The following is an 18,178-nucleotide window of genomic DNA, read 5'->3' as shown; positions in this document are numbered from 1 at the left end:
GAGGTCCCGTGGAGGTTGCGTCGGCCCCGTGGCCGCCCGGGCGTCCTCGCAGGCCGTGGCCGTCGTGGTGGCACTGTGACGGCCGTCGCGGACACGCCGGGGCCGACCACTGGGTGAGACCGCGCGGTCCGGCTGACAGGACGCCGGTCGGGCGTCCGGCACGCTCAGGCCGGGCGCGCCTCGAACGCCGCGACGTACCCGTCGACCTCCGCGAGGTACGCGGCGCGCTGCGCGGACCCCAGCCACGACGCCTCGAACGAGTTGCGCGCGAGCTGCACGACCTCAGCCGACGTGAGGTCCGCCGCCTCGGCGAGCGCCACGTAGTTGTCCACCACGTACCCGCCGAAGTACGCCGGGTCGTCGGAGTTCACCGTGACGCGCACGCCGTCGCGCAGCAGGCCCGCGATCTCGGCGGCCTTCATGTCGTCGGTGACGAACGAGTTGGAGACCGGGCAGCACGTGAGCCCGAGGCCCCGCTCGCGCACGACCTCGACGAGCGCCGGGTCCTCCACGACGTTCGTGCCGTGGTCCACGCGGTCCACGCCGATCTCGTCGAGCACCGTGCGGATGTTGTCGATGCTGCCCTCCTGGTCGATGTCGCAGTGCATCGTCAGGCGGTAGCCGAGCTCGCGCGCCCGCGCGAACACCGCGGCGAACTTCTCCGGCGGGTTGCCGCGCTCGTCCGAGTCGAGCCCCACGCCGAGGATCCTGTCCCGGAACGGCACCGACGCCTCGAGCGTCTCCGCCGCGCTCTCGGCCGACATGTCGCGCAGGAAGCACAGGACGAGGTGCGCGTCCACGCCATGCTTCGCGGGCGCCTCCGCGGCCGCGCGGTGGTACCCGGTCACGACCTCCTCGAACGGCACCCCGCGCGACGTGTGCGCCTGCGGGTCGAAGAACATCTCCACGTGCTTCACGCCGTCCGCCGCCGCGCGCGCCAGGTACGCGTCGGCGAGCTCGTAGAAGTCGTCCGCGGTCCGCAGCACCTCCATCGCCGGGTAGTACACGGCCAGGAAGCTCGCGAGCGAGTCGAACGCGTACGTCGCACGCACCTCCTCCACCGTCGACTGGCCGATGTCGACCCCGTTGCGCTCCGCGAGGCGCAGCTTCAGCTCCGGCTCCAACGTGCCCTCCAGGTGCACGTGCAGCTCGGCCTTCGGCAGGCCGGTCACGAACTCGCGCGTCGGCGTGGCAGGCAGCGGCATGGGTCTCCTCCTCGGGTCGGTGACGTCCCGCCCATCCTCTCCCTGCCCGACGGCGCGGCGCACCCTGCGTCGGTAGGGGGCGCCATCGGGTACGGACGGTCGTCAGTCGGTCCAGCGCCGCTCGTCCGGTCGCCACGTCAGGCCGCCCGCCACGCCGTTTCCGTACGGCTCTGCGGCGGGTGCTCGCTGGACACCGAACCACGTGGCACGATGTACGTATCATCCGATGTAGGTAACATTTGGTGCGACCTACATGGAAGGTAGCGATGGTGACCGGCTTCGTCGGGCGGAAGCGCGAGTTCGCCGACCTCGACTACGTCCTGGACCAGGTGCGGAACCCGACCTCGGACCGGCCGGGACGAGCGATCGCCCCGCGCGGACGTCGCAGGGTCGGCGCCGGGGCGGTCGATGCCATGGCGTGCGAGGTGGCGGCGGGCGACCGTACCCGCCAGGTGCGTGGGTGTCACCACCACGACCTGCCTCATCGGGTAGTGCTGCTTCAACTCCGACATCGCCGACTGCAGGCGGTCCAGAGCCGGCGCACCGTACGACGTGTCGACTGTGCGGAGCACGCGCCCTCCCTCGCGTCGACCTCCAGGTCATGCAAGCACGATTGGCTTTCGATTGCTCGAGCTACCGGTCCGCAACGATGTGCGACTTGACTTGGTCTCTCGGCCTACCCCGGCAAGGTCGGTGGGCGTAACCTCGCCATGACTCGTCGTCGGATTATGGGGGTAGGCGTGGCGAAGTACCAGGTGACGCAGTCGGCAGTGACGCAACTGCTGGCTGACGTCAAGGGCGACAAAATCGCGATCCCCGAACTCCAGCGTCCGTTCGTCTGGGACAGCATCAAGGTCCGCGACCTCATGGACTCCCTCTACAAGGGCTACCCCGTCGGATACCTGATCACGTGGCAGTCGGTCGGCGCGAAGCTGAAGGGCGGTCAGATCGCCGCGCACCAGCAGATCCTGATCGATGGTCAGCAGCGGATCACGGCGCTGCGAGCCGCGGTTGCCGGGCTGCCGGTGGTGAACAAGCGGTACCAATCGGTCCGCATAGTCATCGCGTTCAACCCGATCTCCGAGGAGTTCGCCACGGCGACCCCGGTGATCCGCAAGAATCCGCAGTGGATCGCGGACATCAGCGAGTACTTCAACTCGGCCTCTCCACTGTCCTTCGCCCGCCGGTATCTCGAACGCAACCCCGGCGTCGACGGCGAGGTCTTCGAGAGCAACCTCGCACGCCTCGAGGGGATCAAGAACGCCCAGATCGGCATTATCGGCCTCGCAGACGACCTCGACGTCGAGACCGTGTCGGAGATCTTCATCCGCATCAACTCCAAGGGCGTGCCCCTGAGCAGCGCCGACTTCGCCATGAGCAAGATCGCCACCTACGGCGACCGAGGAAGGAACCTTCGCAAGCTCATCGACTACTTCTGCCACCTCGCCGTCGCGCCCCATGCCTACGCCGACATCCGGGACAACGACACCGAGTTCGCCGCCACGCCGTTTCTGCAGAAGATCTCGTGGCTCAAGGACGACTCGGAGGACCTCTACGACCCGGCGTACGGCGACCTGATCCGCGTCGCCGGCCTCCTCGGATTCAATCGCGGCAAGGCCTCGAGCATTGTCAGCGAGCTGTCGGGACGTGATCCCGAAACCAGGACCGTCGACGAGGCACGCATTCCCGTGGCCTACGACAAGCTCGAGCGGGCCCTGCTGGACATCGTCAGCAAGTACCCGTTTGAGAACTTCCTCCTGCTCATCAAGTCCGCTGGCTTCATCGCCTCGGGCATGGTGGGCTCGAAGAACGCCCTCAACTTCGCATACGCCCTCTACCTACGTCTCCGGCAGGACGGGGACATGTCAGAGGGTGACTGCAAGCGGATCGTCAAGCGGTGGTTCGTCATGTCGATGCTCACCTCACGCCACTCGGGAAGCTTCGAGTCCACCTGGGAGCAGGACATCCGCCGTATCGGCGAGCAGGGGGCGGAGAACTACCTGAAGCAGATCGAGGAGTCCGAGCTGTCGGACGCCTACTGGAACGCGCGGCTCCCGCAGAACCTAATGACCACCAGCACGGCGAGCCCCTACTTCCAGACGTTCCTCGCATCCCAGGTCGCGGCCCGCGCCCGCGGGTTCCTCTCCAAGGGCGTCACGGTGGCCGCCATGCACCAGCAGTCGGGCGACATCCACCACATCGTGCCGAAGGACTACCTTCAGAAGAACGGCTTCCCCGACCGCGGCGACTACAACCAGGTCGCCAACTTTGCGCTCACCGAGACCTCGATCAACATCTCCATCAGCAACAAGCCTCCGGCCGTCTACATGGCCGAGATGGACGGTCAGATCACGAGCAGCATCCTGACGCTCGGGGAGATCACCGACGCCCATGACCTCGCCCGGAACCTCGTGGAGAACGCCGTGCCCGCGAAACTCGGTGAGGTCACCGCGGGCAACTACCAGGAGTTCCTCGCCGAGCGCCGCATGCTGATGGCGCAGTCGATCCGCGCCTACTACCGGGCGCTCTAACGAGCATCCATGACCTCATACGAACTTACCGGTCTCTTGCGCCGGAACGAGCCCCTCAGCGCGCCCGGAGAGTCCGTAGTGCCCGCCGGGCATCGCCCACCGAGCTGCCCCGAACACAGACCGCTCACTTCCTGGGCGCGTCGAAGAAGGACGTGCCGGCCCGCGCGGTGCGCGATTTCGTCGAGAGCCACCGAGCGAGATCCCGGGCGGCGTGACTGCTGCACTCCAGCCGCTCGACGGGGCAGCCACCTCGGCAGTCGCCCGCCTCGCAAACGCCACCCCGAGGCGATCGAGCGCTACGGAGGCATCACCGAGCGCTGACGTCTGTCGGCGCCCACCCGTGCCGTGACGGGCATGGAGGATGTGCGGCACACGCTCTGATGCGTAGGGTCGCTTCAGCCGTCGACGCCCGTGGCGAATCGGTAGCTCAGTGCGGTCAGGGACTCGTCGTCGATCTGCCACGGTTGCGTGAGGAGCAGCTCGCCGTCCGTCGCTGCGGGCGGTTCGCACGACCGATCGAGGCGGATGCGTCGCACGAGCGCCAGTGCGTTGCGCGGGTACGTCGCGCGGTGCAGCTCCACCTCGTTCCTCGTGAGGATGACGGCTTCCCCGCCGGTCGTGGTCCCCTTCACCTCGACGTACAAGTGCTCGTCACCGCGACGGCAGTCGAGGTCGTACGACGCCGTCGCCCCGACGTTCGCCACCTGATATCCGATCGCCTCAAAATGCTCCGTCGCCACGCCCACGGCACGCTCCTCGATCGCGCGGCGGTCAGCAGCCGAGGTGATCAGGGCTCGACGCGGCGTCCGTCCCGCAACTGCGTCGGCCAGCGCTTCGGCGTCGACGACGTCCACGAGCTCAGCAAGATCGTCCCAGGCATAGCCGACCATGGCATACGCGGTATCGCCCCGCCGATCAGCGCGAACCTCGCTCCCAGGCCGCGCATGGGCACGGAGGTGGCGCTCCGCGCGAGTGCCAGGGGTGAGCACATTCACGCCCTGGGGGTCGGCGTAGACCGTGCATTCGAGCCCGCCGATGTCGGCCCTCATCGCCTTGGCTGCCGCCACCGTCTCCAGCGGCTGGTTGACCGCGCGCAACGTCCCCGCGACGTCCGCGCCGAAGACTGCCCTTAACGTCGCGTCAACCACCCCAGCCGTTGTGCTGTACCCGGCGCAGGCGGGCACGGCCGCTTCCGCGTCCCGCAACCTTTCGAACGTCACGACCACGGCGCTCACGGTACAGGCGTCCTCCCGGCGTCAGCGCGCTTCCTGACCCACTTTCACCCGGCCAAGGACTTAACATCCGGGTCCTTCTGCCTCCCGGTGTCCAGGCCTCCCCGAGACAGGAAAGAGGCCCGGACCTGCGAAAACTCGCAGACCCGGGCCTCCGACCAGGTGATCGGACGATGTCCGATTTGACCTACTTACTAGAAGTTGATCATGTGCCCCGCGAGGCCGTGGATGGACTCCTGGACGGCCTCGGACAGCGTCGGGTGCGTGTGCACGTTGCGCGAGAGCTCGTTGACGGTGAGGTCCCACTTCTGCGCGAGGGTGAGCTCGGGCAGCATCTCTGAGACGTCGGGGCCGATGAGGTGGCCGCCGAGGAGCTCGCCGTAGGTCTCGTCGGAGATGAGCTTGACGAATCCGACGGGGTCGCCGAGGCCGTGGGCCTTGCCGTTGGCCATGAAGGGGAAGGTGGCGACCTTGACCTCGTAGCCCTCGTCCTTGGCCTGCTGCTCGGTGAGGCCGAAGCTGGCGACCTGCGGCTGGCAGAAGGTGGCGCGGGGCATCATGCGGTAGTCGCCGAGGGTGAGGGTCTCGGCGCCGCCGATGGTCTCGGCGGCGACGACGCCCTGTGCTTCGGCGACGTGGGCGAGCATGAGCTTGGCGGTGACGTCGCCGATGGCGTAGATGTGGTCGACGTTGGTGCGCATGACGTCGTCGATGGCGATGGCGCCGCGCTCGGTGAGCTGGACGCCGGTGTTCTCGAGGCCGAAGCCTTCGACGTTGGGGGCGAAGCCGACGGCCATGAGGACCTTGTCGACGACGAGCTCGTCCGGCTTGTCGTCCTTGACGCCCTTGTAGGTGACCTTGACGCCGTCGGTGCCGTTGTCGGTGACCGTCTGGACCGCCGTCGACGTCAGCAGCTTCACGCCGAGCTTCTTGTACTGCTTGGCGATCTCCTTGGAGACGTCGGCGTCCTCGTTGGGCAGGGCGCGGTCGAGGAACTCGATGATGGTGACGTCCACGCCGTAGTTCTTGAGGACGTAGCCGAACTCCATGCCGATGGCGCCGGCGCCGACGATGGCGATGGACTTCGGCAGCTCGCGCGTGAGGATCTGCTTCTCGTACGTGACGACGTTCTCGGACAGCTCGACGCCCGGGAGCAGGCGCACCTTCGAGCCGGTCGCGATGATGACGTTGTCGAACGTGACCTGGTCCGTCGAGCCGTCGGCGAGCTTCACGTCGAGCGTGTTCGCGTCGCGGAACGTGCCGCGGCCGTCGTACTCGGTGATCTTGTTCTTCTTCATGAGGAAGTGCACGCCCTTGACGCGCCCCTCGGCGACGGTGCGCGAGCGGTCGAACGCCGCGCCGAAGTCGAAGGTCACCTCGCCGGACATGCCGAAGGTCTTCGCGTCGTGCGTGAAGAGGTGCGCGAGCTCGGCGTTGCGCAGGAGCGCCTTGGACGGGATGCAGCCCACGTTGAGGCACACCCCACCCCAGTACTTCTCCTCCACGACCGCGACCTGCAGGCCCAGCTGGGCTGCACGGATCGCGGCCACGTAACCACCGGGGCCTGCACCGAGGACGACGACGTCGTAGTGGGATGCCATACGGCAAGCCTACTGGCGGCGGAACGGCGCCGGACCGCCGGGGCGGGCGACGTCCGCCACACTCCGCACGCCCGCGCGCGGCCCACGGGACCGGTCCAGTCGTTGACGGGGACCGGCGACGCGGGTGACGATGTCCGGGATGCGACCCGTGCAGCTCCTCCTTCGCCGGCCGCGCTGAGCCCGCCGGGCGGGCACGCTCAGCGCGGCGGTGCCTGCGCGTCCCCACGGTCCCAGGTGAGTGCCCGACGACGACGCCCACCTTCTCGAGGAGCCTCACCGTGGTCACCCCGCGTCCCGCACCCCCTGCAGCCGACCCTGCGCCCCGCCGCTCCACCACCGCCGACGTCGAGGAGCGCTGGCAGCGCTTCTGGGACGAGCACGGCACGTTCCGTGCGCGCGACGACGGCGCGCGCCCCCGCCGCTACCTGCTGACGATGTTCCCCTACCCGTCCGGCGACCTGCACATGGGTCACGCGGAGGTGTTCGCGCTGGAGGACGTCGTGGCGCGGTCCTGGCGGCTGCGCGGGTTCGACGTGCTCAACCCGATCGGCTGGGACTCGTTCGGCCTGCCCGCGGAGAACGCGGCGATCCGCCGCGGCGAGAACCCTGCCGTCTTCACGGAGACGAACATCGCGACCCAGGCCGCCACGGCCCGGCGCTACGGCGTCTCGTTCGACTGGTCGCGCCGCCTGGAGACGCACCGCCCCGAGTACTCCCGCTGGACGCAGTGGCTGTTCCTGCGCCTGCTGGAGCACGACCTCGCGTACCGCGCGACGGCGCCGGTCAACTGGTGCCCGACGGACGCGACGGTCCTGGCCAACGAGCAGGTCGTCGGCGGTCGGTGCGAGCGCTGCGGCACGCCCGTGGTCCAGCGCGAGCTCACGCAGTGGTTCGTGCGCGTCACGGCGTACGCGGACCGGCTGCTCGACGACATGACCGCCCTGGAGGGCGCGTGGCCCGACCGGGTGCTGACGATGCAGCGGAACTGGGTCGGGCGCAGCCACGGCGCCCGGGTGCGCTTCGACGTCGTGCCCGACGCCGCGCCGTCGGGCCGGGCGGTGCCCTCGCCCGTCGTGGTCGAGGCGTTCACGACCCGCCCGGACACCGTGCCCGGGGTGACGTTCCTGGCCGTCGCGCCGGAGAGCCCGGTCGCGGCGGCGCTGTGCGCGCCGGAGCACGCGGACGCGCTGGCCGTCCTGCGCCGCGCGGCGCAGGACGCCGGAGACATCGCGCGGTCGTCCGCGTCCGCGAGCGCCCGCGGCGTGTTCCTCGGCGCGTGGGTGCGGCACCCGGTGTCGGGCGAGCGGCTGCCGGTGTGGGCGGCGGAGCACGTGCTGCCGGGGTACGGGACGGGCGTCGTCATGGGCGTCCCGGCCCACGACGAGAGGGACGCCCGGTTCGCCGCCGCGCGCGGCCTGCCGACGGGGTCGGGCGAGACGTGGCCGTCGGTCGAGGACGCGACCGACCGGCTGGAGGCGGCGGGCGCGGGCGAGCGCGCGACGTCGTACCGGCTGCGGGACTGGCTGGTGTCGCGTCAGCGCTACTGGGGCGCGCCGGTGCCGGTCGTGCACTGCGGGGCGTGCGGCGTCGTGCCCGTGCCGGACGACGCGCTGCCGGTGCGGCTGCCCGACCTCGCGGGTGACGACCTGCTCCCGCGCGGCCGCTCGCCGCTGGCGTCGCCCGCCGCGGACGCGTGGCGCCGCGTGCCGTGCCCGCGGTGCGGCGCGGACGCGGAGCGCGACCCGGACACGCTCGACACGTTCGTCGACTCGTCGTGGTATTTCCTGCGCTACTGCTCGCTCGGGGCGTCCGGCGCCCCGGAGGACGTCCCGTTCCGGCCTGGGGACGCGCGGCGGTGGATGCCGGCCGCGCAATACGTGGGCGGCGTCGAGCACGCGATCCTGCACCTGCTGTACAGCCGGTTCGTGACGAAGGTGCTGCACGACCTGGGGTGGGTGGACGTCACGGAGCCGTTCGCGACGCTGCTCAACCAGGGGAAGGTGCTGAACGGCGGACGGGCGATGAGCAAGTCGCTGGGCAACGGCGTCGAGCTGGGCGCGCAGCTCGACCGGTGGGGCGTGGACGCGGTGCGGCTCGCGCTCGTGTTCTCGGGGCCGCCGGAGGACGACGTGGACTGGGCGGACGTCGACCCCGCGGCGATGCGCCGGTTCTGCGAGCGGGTGCTGCGGCTCGTGGACGACGTCGCGGGCGTGGGTGGTGCGGTCGGCCCACCGGTCGCCCCGCCCGGCGCCGTCGCGCCGCTCGCGCACCCCGGCACGCGCGCCCACGCGCTGCGGCGGGTCACGCACCGCACGGTCGACGACGCCGCGGGCCTGCTGGACCGCTCGCGGTTCAACGTCGTCGTCGCACGGCTCATGGAGCTCGTGACGGCGGCGCGTCGGGCGGCGTCGGAGGGACCGGCGCCCGACGAGGACGCGGCGGCGCACGCCGGCGCGGTGCGCGAGGCCGCCGAGGTGGTCGCCGTGCTGCTCGGGCTCTTCGCCCCGTACACGGCCGAGGAGGCGTGGGAGCGGCTCGGGCACGCGCCGTCGGTCGCGGACGCGGCGTGGCCGGTGGTCGACCCGGCGCTGCTCGTCGACGACACCGTCGAGGCCGTCGTGCAGGTCGACGGGAAGGTGCGCGGGCGCGTCGTCGTGCCCGCCGACGTCGACGAGGCGACGCTGCGCGCCCACGCGCTGGCCGTCCCGGGCGTGGACCGGGCGACACGGGAGCGGGAGGTGGTGCGCGTCGTCGTGCGCCCGCCGCGGCTCGTCAACGTCGTGACGCGCGCGCCGGGCGGCTGAGCGCCGGACGCAGCCGCCCGTGCGCCGCGAGCGGCCGCTACGATGCTGCGGCCGCACCCGACACGACCGGCGGACCCGCCCGCGGCGCACCGGGCCCGCGTACGGAGACCTCATGGCCGTCGGACTTGCCGCCCTCCTCGACGACATCGCGGCGTTCGCCAAGCTCGCGGCGGCGTCGGTCGACGACGTCGCCGCCGCCGCGGGCCGCGCGAGCGCCAAGGCGACGGGCGTCGTCATCGACGACACCGCCGTGACCCCCCGGTACGTCGAGGGCCTGGCGGCGAAGCGCGAGCTGCCCGTCATCAAGCGCATCGCCACGGGCTCCCTGCGCAACAAGCTGCTGTTCATCCTCCCGGCGATCCTGCTGCTCAGCCAGTTCCTGCCGTTCCTGCTCACGCCGCTGCTCATGGTCGGCGGCCTGTACCTCGCGTTCGAGGGCGCGGAGAAGGTGTGGGAGCTCGTCTCCGGATCGCACCACGCCGAGGTCGAGGACAAGGCCGAGAAGAAGGCCGTCGACGAGGACACCGTCGTGTCGAGCGCGATCCGCACCGACTTCATCCTCAGCGCCGAGATCATGGTCATCGCGCTCAACGAGGTCGCGTCCGAGGGGTTCTGGTCGCGCCTGATCATCCTCGTGATCGTCGCGTTCCTCATCACCGCGGTCGTGTACGGGGTCGTCGCGCTCATCGTGAAGATGGACGACATCGGTCTCCACCTCGCCGGGCGCCGCACCGGGTGGGTGCAGCGGTTCGGCGTCGGGCTCGTCGGCGCGATGCCCAAGGTCATGTCGGTGATCTCGTTCGTCGGGATCGTCGCGATGCTGTGGGTCGGCGGGCACATCCTCCTCCAGGGCGCCTACGACCTCGGCTGGCACGGCCCGTACGACGTCGTGCACCACCTCGAGCACGCGGTCGAGGGCGTCGCGGGCGTCGGCGGCTTCCTCGCCTGGCTCGTCAACACGGCGTGCTCCGCCGTGGTCGGCGTGCTCGTCGGCGGGCTCGTCGTCCTCGTCGTCCACCTGATCCCCCGCCGCAAGCACCGCGAGCCCGCGGGCCACGAGCAGACGCCCGCCGGCCCGGAGCCCACCGCACCCACCGACGCCTGACGCGACACCTCACTCGACCTCGGACGCGGCGGCCGACGCGACCTCGGACGCGGCTCCCCGACCGACGCCCGGCCAGGTGCCGCCGTCCCGGCTCTCATAGAACCGCCACGTCTGATGGGATGGGGCGATGGACTCCGGCACCTGGACCAACATCGCTCTCGTGCTGCTCTTCGTCCTCGTCGGCGGGGTGTTCGCCGGCACGGAGATCGCGCTCGTGTCGCTGCGCGAGAGCCAGGTCGCGCAGCTCGAGAAGCAGTCCGCGCGCGGGGCACGGGTCGCGGCCGTCGCGCGCGACCCCAACCGGTTCCTCGCCGCCGTCCAGATCGGCGTGACCGTCGCGGGGTTCTTCTCGGCCGCCTACGGCGCGTCGACCCTGGCCCCCGACCTCGCCCCGGTCCTCGAAGGGCTGGGGCTCCCGCCCGGGCTCGCGGACACCGTCGCCCTCGTGGCGCTCACGCTCCTCGTCGCCTACCTGTCGCTCGTGCTCGGCGAGCTCGTCCCCAAGCGCATCGCGCTGCAGCGCTCGGCGTCGGTCGCGCTCGCCGTCGCCCCGCCGCTCGACCGGTTCGCGACCCTCATGCGCCCCGTCATCTGGCTGCTGTCGCGCTCGACCGACGCCGTCGTGCGGCTGCTCGGCGGCAACCCGTCCGCGCGCGGGGAGGAGATGAGCGAGGAGGAGCTGCGCGAGCTCGTCCTCGCGCACGAGGACATCCCCGAGGACGAGCGGCAGATCCTCGACGACGTGTTCGCCGCCGGCGACCGGTCGCTCGCCGAGGCCATGACGCCGCGAGGCGAGGTGTCGTTCATGGCCGGCGACACGCCCCTCGCCGAGGCGGCCCGCACCGTCGCCGCCGCGCCCTACTCCCGCTACCCCGTGACCGGTGAGGACTTCGACGACGTCGTCGGGTTCCTCCACGTGCGCGACCTGCTCGGCCGCGACTGCCCCGACCACCCCGAGACCGACCCGACGACCGGGCGCCCGGTGCTCGTGCGCGACGTCGTCCGGCCCATCCTCGAGCTGCCCGCGACGAACACGGTGCTGCCCGCGATGGCGCGCATGCGCAGCGAGGGCGTGCACATCGCCGTCGTGGTCGACGAGTACGGCGGTACCGACGGGATCGTCACGCTGGAGGACCTGGTCGAGGAGCTCGTCGGCGACATCCGCGACGAGTACGACCCGGACGAGCCGTCCGCCGCGCGCGAGGACGGCGGCACCACGAGCGTCGATGCTGGGCAGACCATCGAGGAGCTCGCGCGCCGCACCGGTGTCGAGCTGCCCGACGGCCCCTACGAGACCGTCGCGGGCTTCGTCCTCGCCGAGCTCGGCCGGCTCGCGGTCGTGGGCGACCACGTGGAGGTCGGCGACCGTCGGCTCACCGTGACCGAGGTGTCCCACCGCCGCATCACGCGCCTCGACGTCTCCCCCGCGCCCCGCTGACCCCGCCCCGCTGAGTGCGGGGTATCTGTCGTCCGGACCGTCCGGCGACGACAGATCCCCCGCACCCAACGGCGTGGGTGGGTCCGCCTACCGTGGAGGGATGAGCGCACCGGACGTGGGGATGAAGGTCGGGGTGGTCGGGAGCTTCGGCTCCGCCACGCAGGTCGTCGAGATGGCCGTGGCCGCCGAGGAGCACGGCTGGGACGGGTTCTTCTCGTGGGACGGCATCAGCGTGATGGCGGTCGACACGTTCGACCCGTGGGCCATGCTCGCCGCCGCCGCCGTCCGCACGGAGCGCGTCACGCTCGGCGCGATGGTCTTCGCCCTGCCCCGACGCCGCCCGTGGGAGGTCGCGCGGCAGGCGCTCACGGTGGACCACCTGTCGGGCGGTCGGCTCGTCCTGCCCGTCGGGGTGGGGGTGCTCGACGACGGCGGGTTCTCCGCCGTCCCCGACCAGCCTCAGGAGCTGCGCGCCCGGGCGGAGCAGCTCGACGACGCCCTCGCGTTCCTCGACCGCGCCTGGACGGGCGAGCCGTTCGCGTTCGCCGGGACGCGCCTAAAGACGGGCGAGATGCAGTTCCTCCCCCGCCCCGTCGACCGCCCCGGGACCGGGCACCGCGTGCCGGTGTGGCCGGTGGGCGTGTGGGACGCCGCCCGACCGCCGCGCCGCTCGCTCGACCGCGCGCTGCGCGCCGACGGGACCGTGCTCCAGCTCCGGGGCGAGCGCGGTTTCGACGTCCCCACGCCCGACGACGTCTCCGCCCTCGTCTCCTGGCTCACCGCACGCCGCGCCGAGCTGGGCCTGCCCGCGGACCGCCCGTTCGACGTCGTGCTCCAGGGCGAGCTCCCCGCCGACCGCGCGGCCGCGACCGAACAGCTCGCCGACCTCGCCGAGGCGGGCGCCACCTGGTGGGTCGAGTCCCGCTGGAACCCCGACACCGCCACCCCGACGGCCCTCCTCGACACGATCCGCCAGGGCCCGCCCCGCCCCTGAACCCCGGTACTACCCCGCGCGACCTCGGTACTACCTCGCGCAGCCTGGTGCGGCACCTCGCCCGCCCGTGGGCGAGCGCCGGACGCCCACGGCGAGGACCGCCGTCGGACCTGATCCGCGCAGCACCCCGCTGTCGGCGACCCCGTCACGGGCGGGTCCTGCGGAGGTGAGGACGGGTCGTGGTGGGACTGGCGGGAGCGGGGCGCGGGACGAGCCCCGCGGATGGTAGACCCGTCCTCACCTCCGCAGGACCCGCCCCCGGGCCCAGTGGCACGCAGCCTCAGACGGGCCGCGCCGCCTCGATCTCGACCTTCGGGAGCGTCTTCGCCGGCAGGGTCTTCGGCCGCCACGACGCGCGCGTCGCCTCGAACGCGGCGATCTCGTCCTCGTGCTGGAGCGTCAGACCGATGTCGTCGAGACCCTCCATGAGGCGCCAGCGCGTGTAGTCGTCGATCTGGAACGGCACGGTGACGTCCTGCGCGGACGCGGTGCGCGCGACGAGGTCGACGGTCACCTCGGTGCCGGGGCTGGTCTCGAGGATCTTCCAGAGGAGTTCGATGTCCTCCTGCGCGACGATCCCGGCGACGAGGCCCTGCTTGCCGGAGTTGCCGCGGAAGATGTCGGCGAACCGGGAGGCGAGGACGACGCGGAAGCCGTAGTCCTTGAGCGCCCACACGGCGTGCTCGCGCGAGGAGCCGGTGCCAAAGTCGGGGCCGGCGACGAGCACGGACCCGGCGCGGTAGGCGTCCTGGTTGAGGACGAAGGTGGGGTCGCCGCGCCAGGCGGCGAACAGGGCGTCCTCGAACCCGGTGCGGGTGACGCGCTTGAGGTAGACGGCGGGGATGATCTGGTCGGTGTCGACGTTGCTGCGGCGCAGCGGGACGCCGACGCCGGTGTGGGTCGTGAACTTCTCCATGGCGGGACCTTCTTCGAGTCTTCGGGGCGACGGGTGGGTGGCGGCGCTCGGCGCGGGGACGCTCAGACCTGCACGAGGACGCGCGGGTCGAGCGGCGCGAGCGGCGTGCCGTCGAACGAGGTGATGTCGGTGCCCTCGGGCAGGTCGAGGTCCGTGAGGGAGGACAGCGTCCCGCGCAGCGCGGTGGCGGCGGCGACGAGCGGCGACACGAGGTGCGTGCGGCCCCCCTTGCCCTGGCGGCCCTCGAAGTTGCGGTTGGAGGTCGACGCCGCGCGCTCGCCGGGGGTGAGCTGGTCGGGGTTCATGCCGAGGCACATGGAGCAGCCGGCGTTGCGCCACTCGGCACCGAAGTCGAGGAAGATCTTGTCGAGGCCCTCGGCCTCGGCCTGGAGGCGCACGCGGGCCGACGCGGGGACGACGAGGACGCGGACGCCGTCGGCCTTCTTCTTGCCCTGGACGACCTTGGCGACGGAGCGCAGGTCCTCGATTCGGCCGTTGGTGCACGACCCGATGAACACCGTGTCGACGGGGATCTCGCGCAGGGGCTGGCCGGGGGTCAGACCCATGTACTCGATGGCCCGCTCGGCGGCGACGCGCTCGTTCTCGTCGGCGATCTCCTCGGGGACGGGGACGGTCGCGGAGATGGGCAGGCCCTGGCCGGGGTTGGTGCCCCAGGTGACGAACGGCTCGAGGTCGGACGCGCGGAGCGTGACCTCGGTGTCGAAGACCGCGTCGTCGTCGGAGCGCAGGGTGCGCCAGTACTCGACGGCGGCGTCCCAGTCGACGCCCTCGGGCGCGTGCGGGCGGCCCTTGAGGTACTCGAAGGTCGTGTCGTCGGGGGCGATCATGCCGGCGCGGGCGCCGGCCTCGATCGACATGTTGCAGATCGTCATCCGCGCCTCCATGGAGAGGTTACGGATGGCCTCGCCGCGGTACTCCAGGACGTAGCCCTGGCCGCCGCCGGTGCCGATCTTGGCGATGATCGCGAGGATGATGTCCTTGCTCGTCGCGCCCGGGGGCAGCGCGCCGTCGACGTTGATCGCCATGGTCTTGAAGGGTGCGAGGGGCAGCGTCTGGGTGGCGAGGACGTGCTCGACCTCGGACGTGCCGATGCCGAACGCGAGCGCGCCGAACGCGCCGTGCGTGGAGGTGTGCGAGTCGCCGCACACGACGGTGAGGCCGGGCATGGTGAGGCCGAGCTGCGGGCCGACCTGGTGGACGATGCCCTGGTCGGCGTCGCCGAGGGAGTGGATGCGGACGCCGAACTCGCGCGCGTTGTTGCGCAGCGTGTCGATCTGCGTGCGGCTGGTGAGGTCCGCGATGGGCAGGTCGATGTCGAGCGTGGGCGTGTTGTGGTCCTCGGTCGCGATGGTGAGGTCCGGGCGTCGCACGGGGCGGCCGGCGAGGCGCAGCCCTTCGAAGGCCTGCGGGCTCGTCACCTCGTGGACGAGGTGGAGGTCGATGTAGAGGAGGTCGGGCGACCCGTTCGTGCCGCGTCGCACCAGGTGCGCGTCCCAGACCTTCTCCGCCAGCGTGCCGGCCATGCTGCTCATCTCCTCGTCGTCTGTCACGGCGTCCCCGCGGGGGCACGGGGGGCCGTCTGGGTCGATGGTCCGCCGTCCGGCAGCATGCCGGGGAGAACGTCCAGCGGGTGGAACATCTCCCGCCGACTTGCATCTCAGTGCATGAGACGCCAATATCGACCTATGGACAATACTAGCGGAGTCGGCGTCCTGGACAAGGCGGCCTCGGTTCTCGGCGCCCTGGAGTCGGGCCCGGCCACCCTCGCCCAGCTCGTCACCGCCACCGGCCTCGCCCGCCCGACGGCGCACCGCCTCGCCGTCGCCCTCGAGCACCACCGCATGGTCGCCCGCGACATGCAGGGGCGGTTCGTCCTCGGGCCGCGGCTCAACGAGCTCGCCACGGCCGCGGGCGAGGACCGCCTGCTGGCCGCCGCGAACCCGGTGCTCACCGCGCTGCGCGACCACACCGGCGAGAGCGCTCAGCTCTACCGCCGCCAGGGAGACCACCGCATCTGCGTCGCCGCGGCCGAGCGGCCCGTCGGCCTGCGCGACTCGATCCCCGTGGGCGCGACACTCACGATGAACGCGGGCTCCGCGGCCCAGATCCTCCTGGCCTGGGAGGAGCCCGACCGCCTGCACCGCGGGCTGCGCGAGGCCGTCTTCACCGCCACGATCCTCTCGGGTGTCCGACGCCGGGGGTGGGCCCAGTCGGTCTCGGAGCGCGAGCTCGGGGTCGCGTCGGTCTCCGCGCCCGTCCGCAGCCCGTCCGGGCGCGTGGTCGCGGCCGTCTCGATCTCCGGGCCCGTCGAGCGCCTGTCGCGCCAGCCGGGCCGCCTCCACTCCGGATCGGTCGTCGCCGCCGCGAACCGCCTCACGGAGGTCCTGCGCCGCGCGGGCGAGTGAGCGGGAGCCGCGCGGGCGAGTAGGCGAGAACCGGGAGCCGGACCCACCCGCTCCCGGCGTGCCGCGGGACACGAACGGGACATGCCCTGTCAAAATGTCACCGTCTGCTGTCATGCTGTGCGGGCCGTCCCGGCACGGTCCCCGCAGGGGGGCGCACGTCCTGTCCGACCGACCCCCGACCGGGGAGGAGTCCCGATGCATCCGAAGGTGAAGGCGATCCTCATCTGGACGCTGGTGATCTTCGCGCTCTACGCGATCGTCACGAGCCCCGAACGGGCTGCCGACATTCTCGAGGGGATCTGGGACGTGATCCTCGGCGCCTTCCGCAGCATCGGCCAGTTCTTCAGCTCCCTCCTGGACTAGCCGTGCCCCAGGGCGGCCGGCCCCGGAGCCGGGTCATCGACCGCTACGTCCTCACGGGCGAGCGGGTGGTGGTCGCGACGCGCCACCACTGGGCGATGCTGCTCGAACCGGTGGCCACGACGACGGCAGGTCTCTTCGTCGTCTCCTGGCTCGTCGTCCAGGCGGGACCGTCCGTGGGCGACGGGATCCTCGTCGTCTGGTGGCTCTGGCTGATCCTCGCGGCGCGCCTCGCGTGGAAGGTGCTCGAGTGGCGCAACGAGTGGTTCGTCGCGACCGACAAGCGCCTGCTCCTGCTCTACGGGCTCATCACGCACAAGGTGGCGATGATGCCGCTCACCAAGGTCACCGACCTCAACTACGGCCGGTCCGTGGTGGGTCGCGCGCTCGGGTACGGGCAGTTCGTCCTGGAGTCCGCCGGGCAGGACCAGGCGCTGCGCCAGGTCGACTGGGTCGGTCACCCGGAGGCCACGTACCGCCGCATCTGCGACACCCTCTTCGGACCCGGCGGCAGCGCGGGGCGGCCCGGTGCCAAGCCGGCCGCTCCCGCCCCCTCCGTCGTGCCCCCGCCGCAGCCGACGGCGGCCCCTCGCTCCCCGGGGTGGCCGCGCCGTCGTCCGGGCCACGCGGGCGACGGCGCCGACGAACCTCGGACGGTCCTCCCGGCCCCCGCCTGGGACGGGCACAGCCCCGTCCCCGCCACGCCGTCGGCCCCCGCCGCGCCCCCGGTCCCGGCCCCACCGCGGCGCGACGAGCCGATCGTGGTGACGGGACGCGCCGAGGTCCTGCGCGACGGCCCGGCGAGCGGCCCGACGCAGCCCCTGCCTCTCGACGGCGCCGGCCGCGGGCGCACGCCCGCGCACGACACGGACGGCCAGGGCGTCCCGGAGGACGACGAACCAGGCTGGGCGGTCTCCGGCGAGCACCGGGCCACGTACGTGCCCGTCGTGCACCCGCGGCCGACGTCACCGCCGGTCCCCCGGCCGTACGAGCCAGGGCCTGGGCGCCCTCCGGCCCCCTGAGTCAGGCCCCCTGCGTCGCCACCCGGCCGTGACGTCAGCGTCCGGCGGGGCCCGCGCCGTCCTGCTTGCGCTCCTCCGCCTTCTCCTTGAGGAAGAACATCGGCAGGAGGAACGTCGCGAGCGCGGTGACGAGCCACACGACGAGGGTCGTGAGCAGCCAGGGCACGAACCCGCCGTCGATGCTCAGCCCGTCGCCGACGGCGGACGCGATGAGCAGGGCGACGAACGTCGACACGAGGCCGATCCCCCCGAGGAACGCGGGGGCGTACCGCGCCGCCATCTTGGCGATGAACGGGGAGAGGACGGCCTGGGCGACGGTGAAGACGACGACCGCGACGACGAAGCCGGTGACCGTGAGCTCGACGCCGTCGACGACCCAGTCGGCCACGAGCAGGCCGAGCGCGACGGACGCGAGGAGGATGGCCGTGCGGATGAGGAACCGGATCATGCGGCGAGCATAGCGACGCACGTCACACCCGGCGCGGGGAAGGTCCCGGGCACCTCGGCGCAGGGCACCCTCGGTCGTTCCGGGTGTTCCGTTCAG

At 71.9% G+C, this 18,178-nt stretch carries 14 protein-coding genes; 8 read left to right on the top strand and 6 right to left on the bottom strand.

The annotated features are described in order from the left end of the window. Positions 1-164 precede the first annotated feature (164 nt). Complete coding sequence (locus tag LGQ04_RS15355) at positions 165-1,205, bottom strand: adenosine deaminase (RefSeq protein WP_229244838.1); 1,041 nt, start codon at positions 1,203-1,205, stop codon at positions 165-167. A 740-nt stretch (positions 1,206-1,945) separates the two neighbouring features. Between LGQ04_RS15355 and LGQ04_RS15350 the strand changes: the two genes are divergently transcribed. Then, the gene (locus LGQ04_RS15350) at positions 1,946-3,736 is read left to right on the top strand and encodes a GmrSD restriction endonuclease domain-containing protein (protein ID WP_229244837.1); all 1,791 of its coding nucleotides are present in this window, start codon (positions 1,946-1,948) and stop codon (positions 3,734-3,736) included. Between the two features lie 395 nt (positions 3,737-4,131). On the opposite strand, the gene LGQ04_RS17845 is transcribed toward LGQ04_RS15350, so the two are convergent. Beyond that, on the bottom strand, positions 4,132-4,962 hold the full coding sequence (locus LGQ04_RS17845) for a protein NO VEIN domain-containing protein (protein ID WP_229244836.1): 831 nt from the start codon (positions 4,960-4,962) through the stop codon (positions 4,132-4,134). 200 nt (positions 4,963-5,162) lie between these two features. Continuing rightward, entirely contained in the window at positions 5,163-6,569 is a 1,407-nt protein-coding gene (gene lpdA, locus LGQ04_RS15340; protein WP_229244835.1) for a dihydrolipoyl dehydrogenase, read from the bottom strand. Positions 6,570-6,847: 278 nt separating this feature from the next. Here lpdA and LGQ04_RS15335 point away from each other — a divergent pair, with 278 nt between their 5' ends. From LGQ04_RS15335 to LGQ04_RS15320, 4 genes are all read left to right on the top strand, one after another. Continuing rightward, on the top strand, positions 6,848-9,373 hold the full coding sequence (locus tag LGQ04_RS15335; protein ID WP_229244834.1) for a leucine--tRNA ligase: 2,526 nt from the start codon (positions 6,848-6,850) through the stop codon (positions 9,371-9,373). A 112-nt stretch (positions 9,374-9,485) separates the two neighbouring features. Continuing rightward, positions 9,486-10,478, top strand: a complete 993-nt coding sequence (locus tag LGQ04_RS15330) for a DUF808 domain-containing protein (protein ID WP_229244833.1) — start codon at positions 9,486-9,488, stop codon at positions 10,476-10,478. Positions 10,479-10,605: 127 nt separating this feature from the next. After that, complete coding sequence (locus LGQ04_RS15325; RefSeq protein WP_229244832.1) at positions 10,606-11,916, top strand: hemolysin family protein; 1,311 nt, start codon at positions 10,606-10,608, stop codon at positions 11,914-11,916. A 100-nt stretch (positions 11,917-12,016) separates the two neighbouring features. Beyond that, entirely contained in the window at positions 12,017-12,910 is an 894-nt protein-coding gene (locus tag LGQ04_RS15320; RefSeq protein ID WP_229244831.1) for an LLM class flavin-dependent oxidoreductase, read from the top strand. A gap of 280 nt (positions 12,911-13,190) precedes the next feature. On the opposite strand, the gene leuD is transcribed toward LGQ04_RS15320, so the two are convergent. Further along, entirely contained in the window at positions 13,191-13,826 is a 636-nt protein-coding gene (leuD, locus tag LGQ04_RS15315) for a 3-isopropylmalate dehydratase small subunit (protein ID WP_229244830.1), read from the bottom strand. Positions 13,827-13,888: 62 nt separating this feature from the next. Next, complete coding sequence (gene leuC, locus LGQ04_RS15310; RefSeq protein ID WP_229244899.1) at positions 13,889-15,370, bottom strand: 3-isopropylmalate dehydratase large subunit; 1,482 nt, start codon at positions 15,368-15,370, stop codon at positions 13,889-13,891. 162 nt (positions 15,371-15,532) lie between these two features. On the opposite strand from leuC, the gene LGQ04_RS15305 reads away from it, so the two are divergent. The 3 genes from LGQ04_RS15305 (at position 15,533) to LGQ04_RS15295 (ending at position 17,634) form a co-directional block, all read left to right on the top strand. Further along, on the top strand, positions 15,533-16,252 hold the full coding sequence (locus tag LGQ04_RS15305; RefSeq protein WP_229244829.1) for an IclR family transcriptional regulator: 720 nt from the start codon (positions 15,533-15,535) through the stop codon (positions 16,250-16,252). 195 nt (positions 16,253-16,447) lie between these two features. Then, positions 16,448-16,615 (top strand): hypothetical protein, encoded by a 168-nt coding sequence (locus tag LGQ04_RS15300; protein ID WP_229244828.1) that lies wholly within the window; start codon positions 16,448-16,450, stop codon positions 16,613-16,615. Positions 16,616-16,617: 2 nt separating this feature from the next. After that, a complete protein-coding gene (locus LGQ04_RS15295; RefSeq protein ID WP_229244827.1) occupies positions 16,618-17,634 on the top strand; it encodes a PH domain-containing protein in 1,017 nt (338 codons plus the stop codon). A 34-nt stretch (positions 17,635-17,668) separates the two neighbouring features. Here LGQ04_RS15295 and LGQ04_RS15290 read toward each other — a convergent pair whose 3' ends face one another. After that, complete coding sequence (locus tag LGQ04_RS15290; RefSeq protein WP_229244826.1) at positions 17,669-18,082, bottom strand: phage holin family protein; 414 nt, start codon at positions 18,080-18,082, stop codon at positions 17,669-17,671. Positions 18,083-18,178: the final 96 nt, after the last annotated feature.

This window comes from Cellulosimicrobium marinum (assembly GCF_020551945.1).
In the GTDB taxonomy this organism is placed as follows: Bacteria; Actinomycetota; Actinomycetes; order Actinomycetales; family Cellulomonadaceae; genus Cellulosimicrobium; species Cellulosimicrobium marinum.
The sequence above is the reverse complement of the archived record's forward strand: the minus strand, read 5'-3'. Positions and strand labels throughout refer to the sequence as shown.

Coding starts and splice junctions, on each gene's coding strand:
- LGQ04_RS15320 (WP_229244831.1), top strand. CDS start 12,017: ATGAGCGCACCGGACGTGGGGATGAAGGTCGGGGTGGTCGGGAGCTTC.
- LGQ04_RS15325 (WP_229244832.1), top strand. CDS start 10,606: ATGGACTCCGGCACCTGGACCAACATCGCTCTCGTGCTGCTCTTCGTC.
- LGQ04_RS15355 (WP_229244838.1), bottom strand. CDS start 1,205: ATGCCGCTGCCTGCCACGCCGACGCGCGAGTTCGTGACCGGCCTGCCG.
- lpdA (WP_229244835.1), bottom strand. CDS start 6,569: ATGGCATCCCACTACGACGTCGTCGTCCTCGGTGCAGGCCCCGGTGGT.
- LGQ04_RS15300 (WP_229244828.1), top strand. CDS start 16,448: ATGCATCCGAAGGTGAAGGCGATCCTCATCTGGACGCTGGTGATCTTC.
- leuC (WP_229244899.1), bottom strand. CDS start 15,370: ATGGCCGGCACGCTGGCGGAGAAGGTCTGGGACGCGCACCTGGTGCGA.
- leuD (WP_229244830.1), bottom strand. CDS start 13,826: ATGGAGAAGTTCACGACCCACACCGGCGTCGGCGTCCCGCTGCGCCGC.
- LGQ04_RS15305 (WP_229244829.1), top strand. CDS start 15,533: ATGGACAATACTAGCGGAGTCGGCGTCCTGGACAAGGCGGCCTCGGTT.
- LGQ04_RS15290 (WP_229244826.1), bottom strand. CDS start 18,082: ATGATCCGGTTCCTCATCCGCACGGCCATCCTCCTCGCGTCCGTCGCG.
- LGQ04_RS15330 (WP_229244833.1), top strand. CDS start 9,486: ATGGCCGTCGGACTTGCCGCCCTCCTCGACGACATCGCGGCGTTCGCC.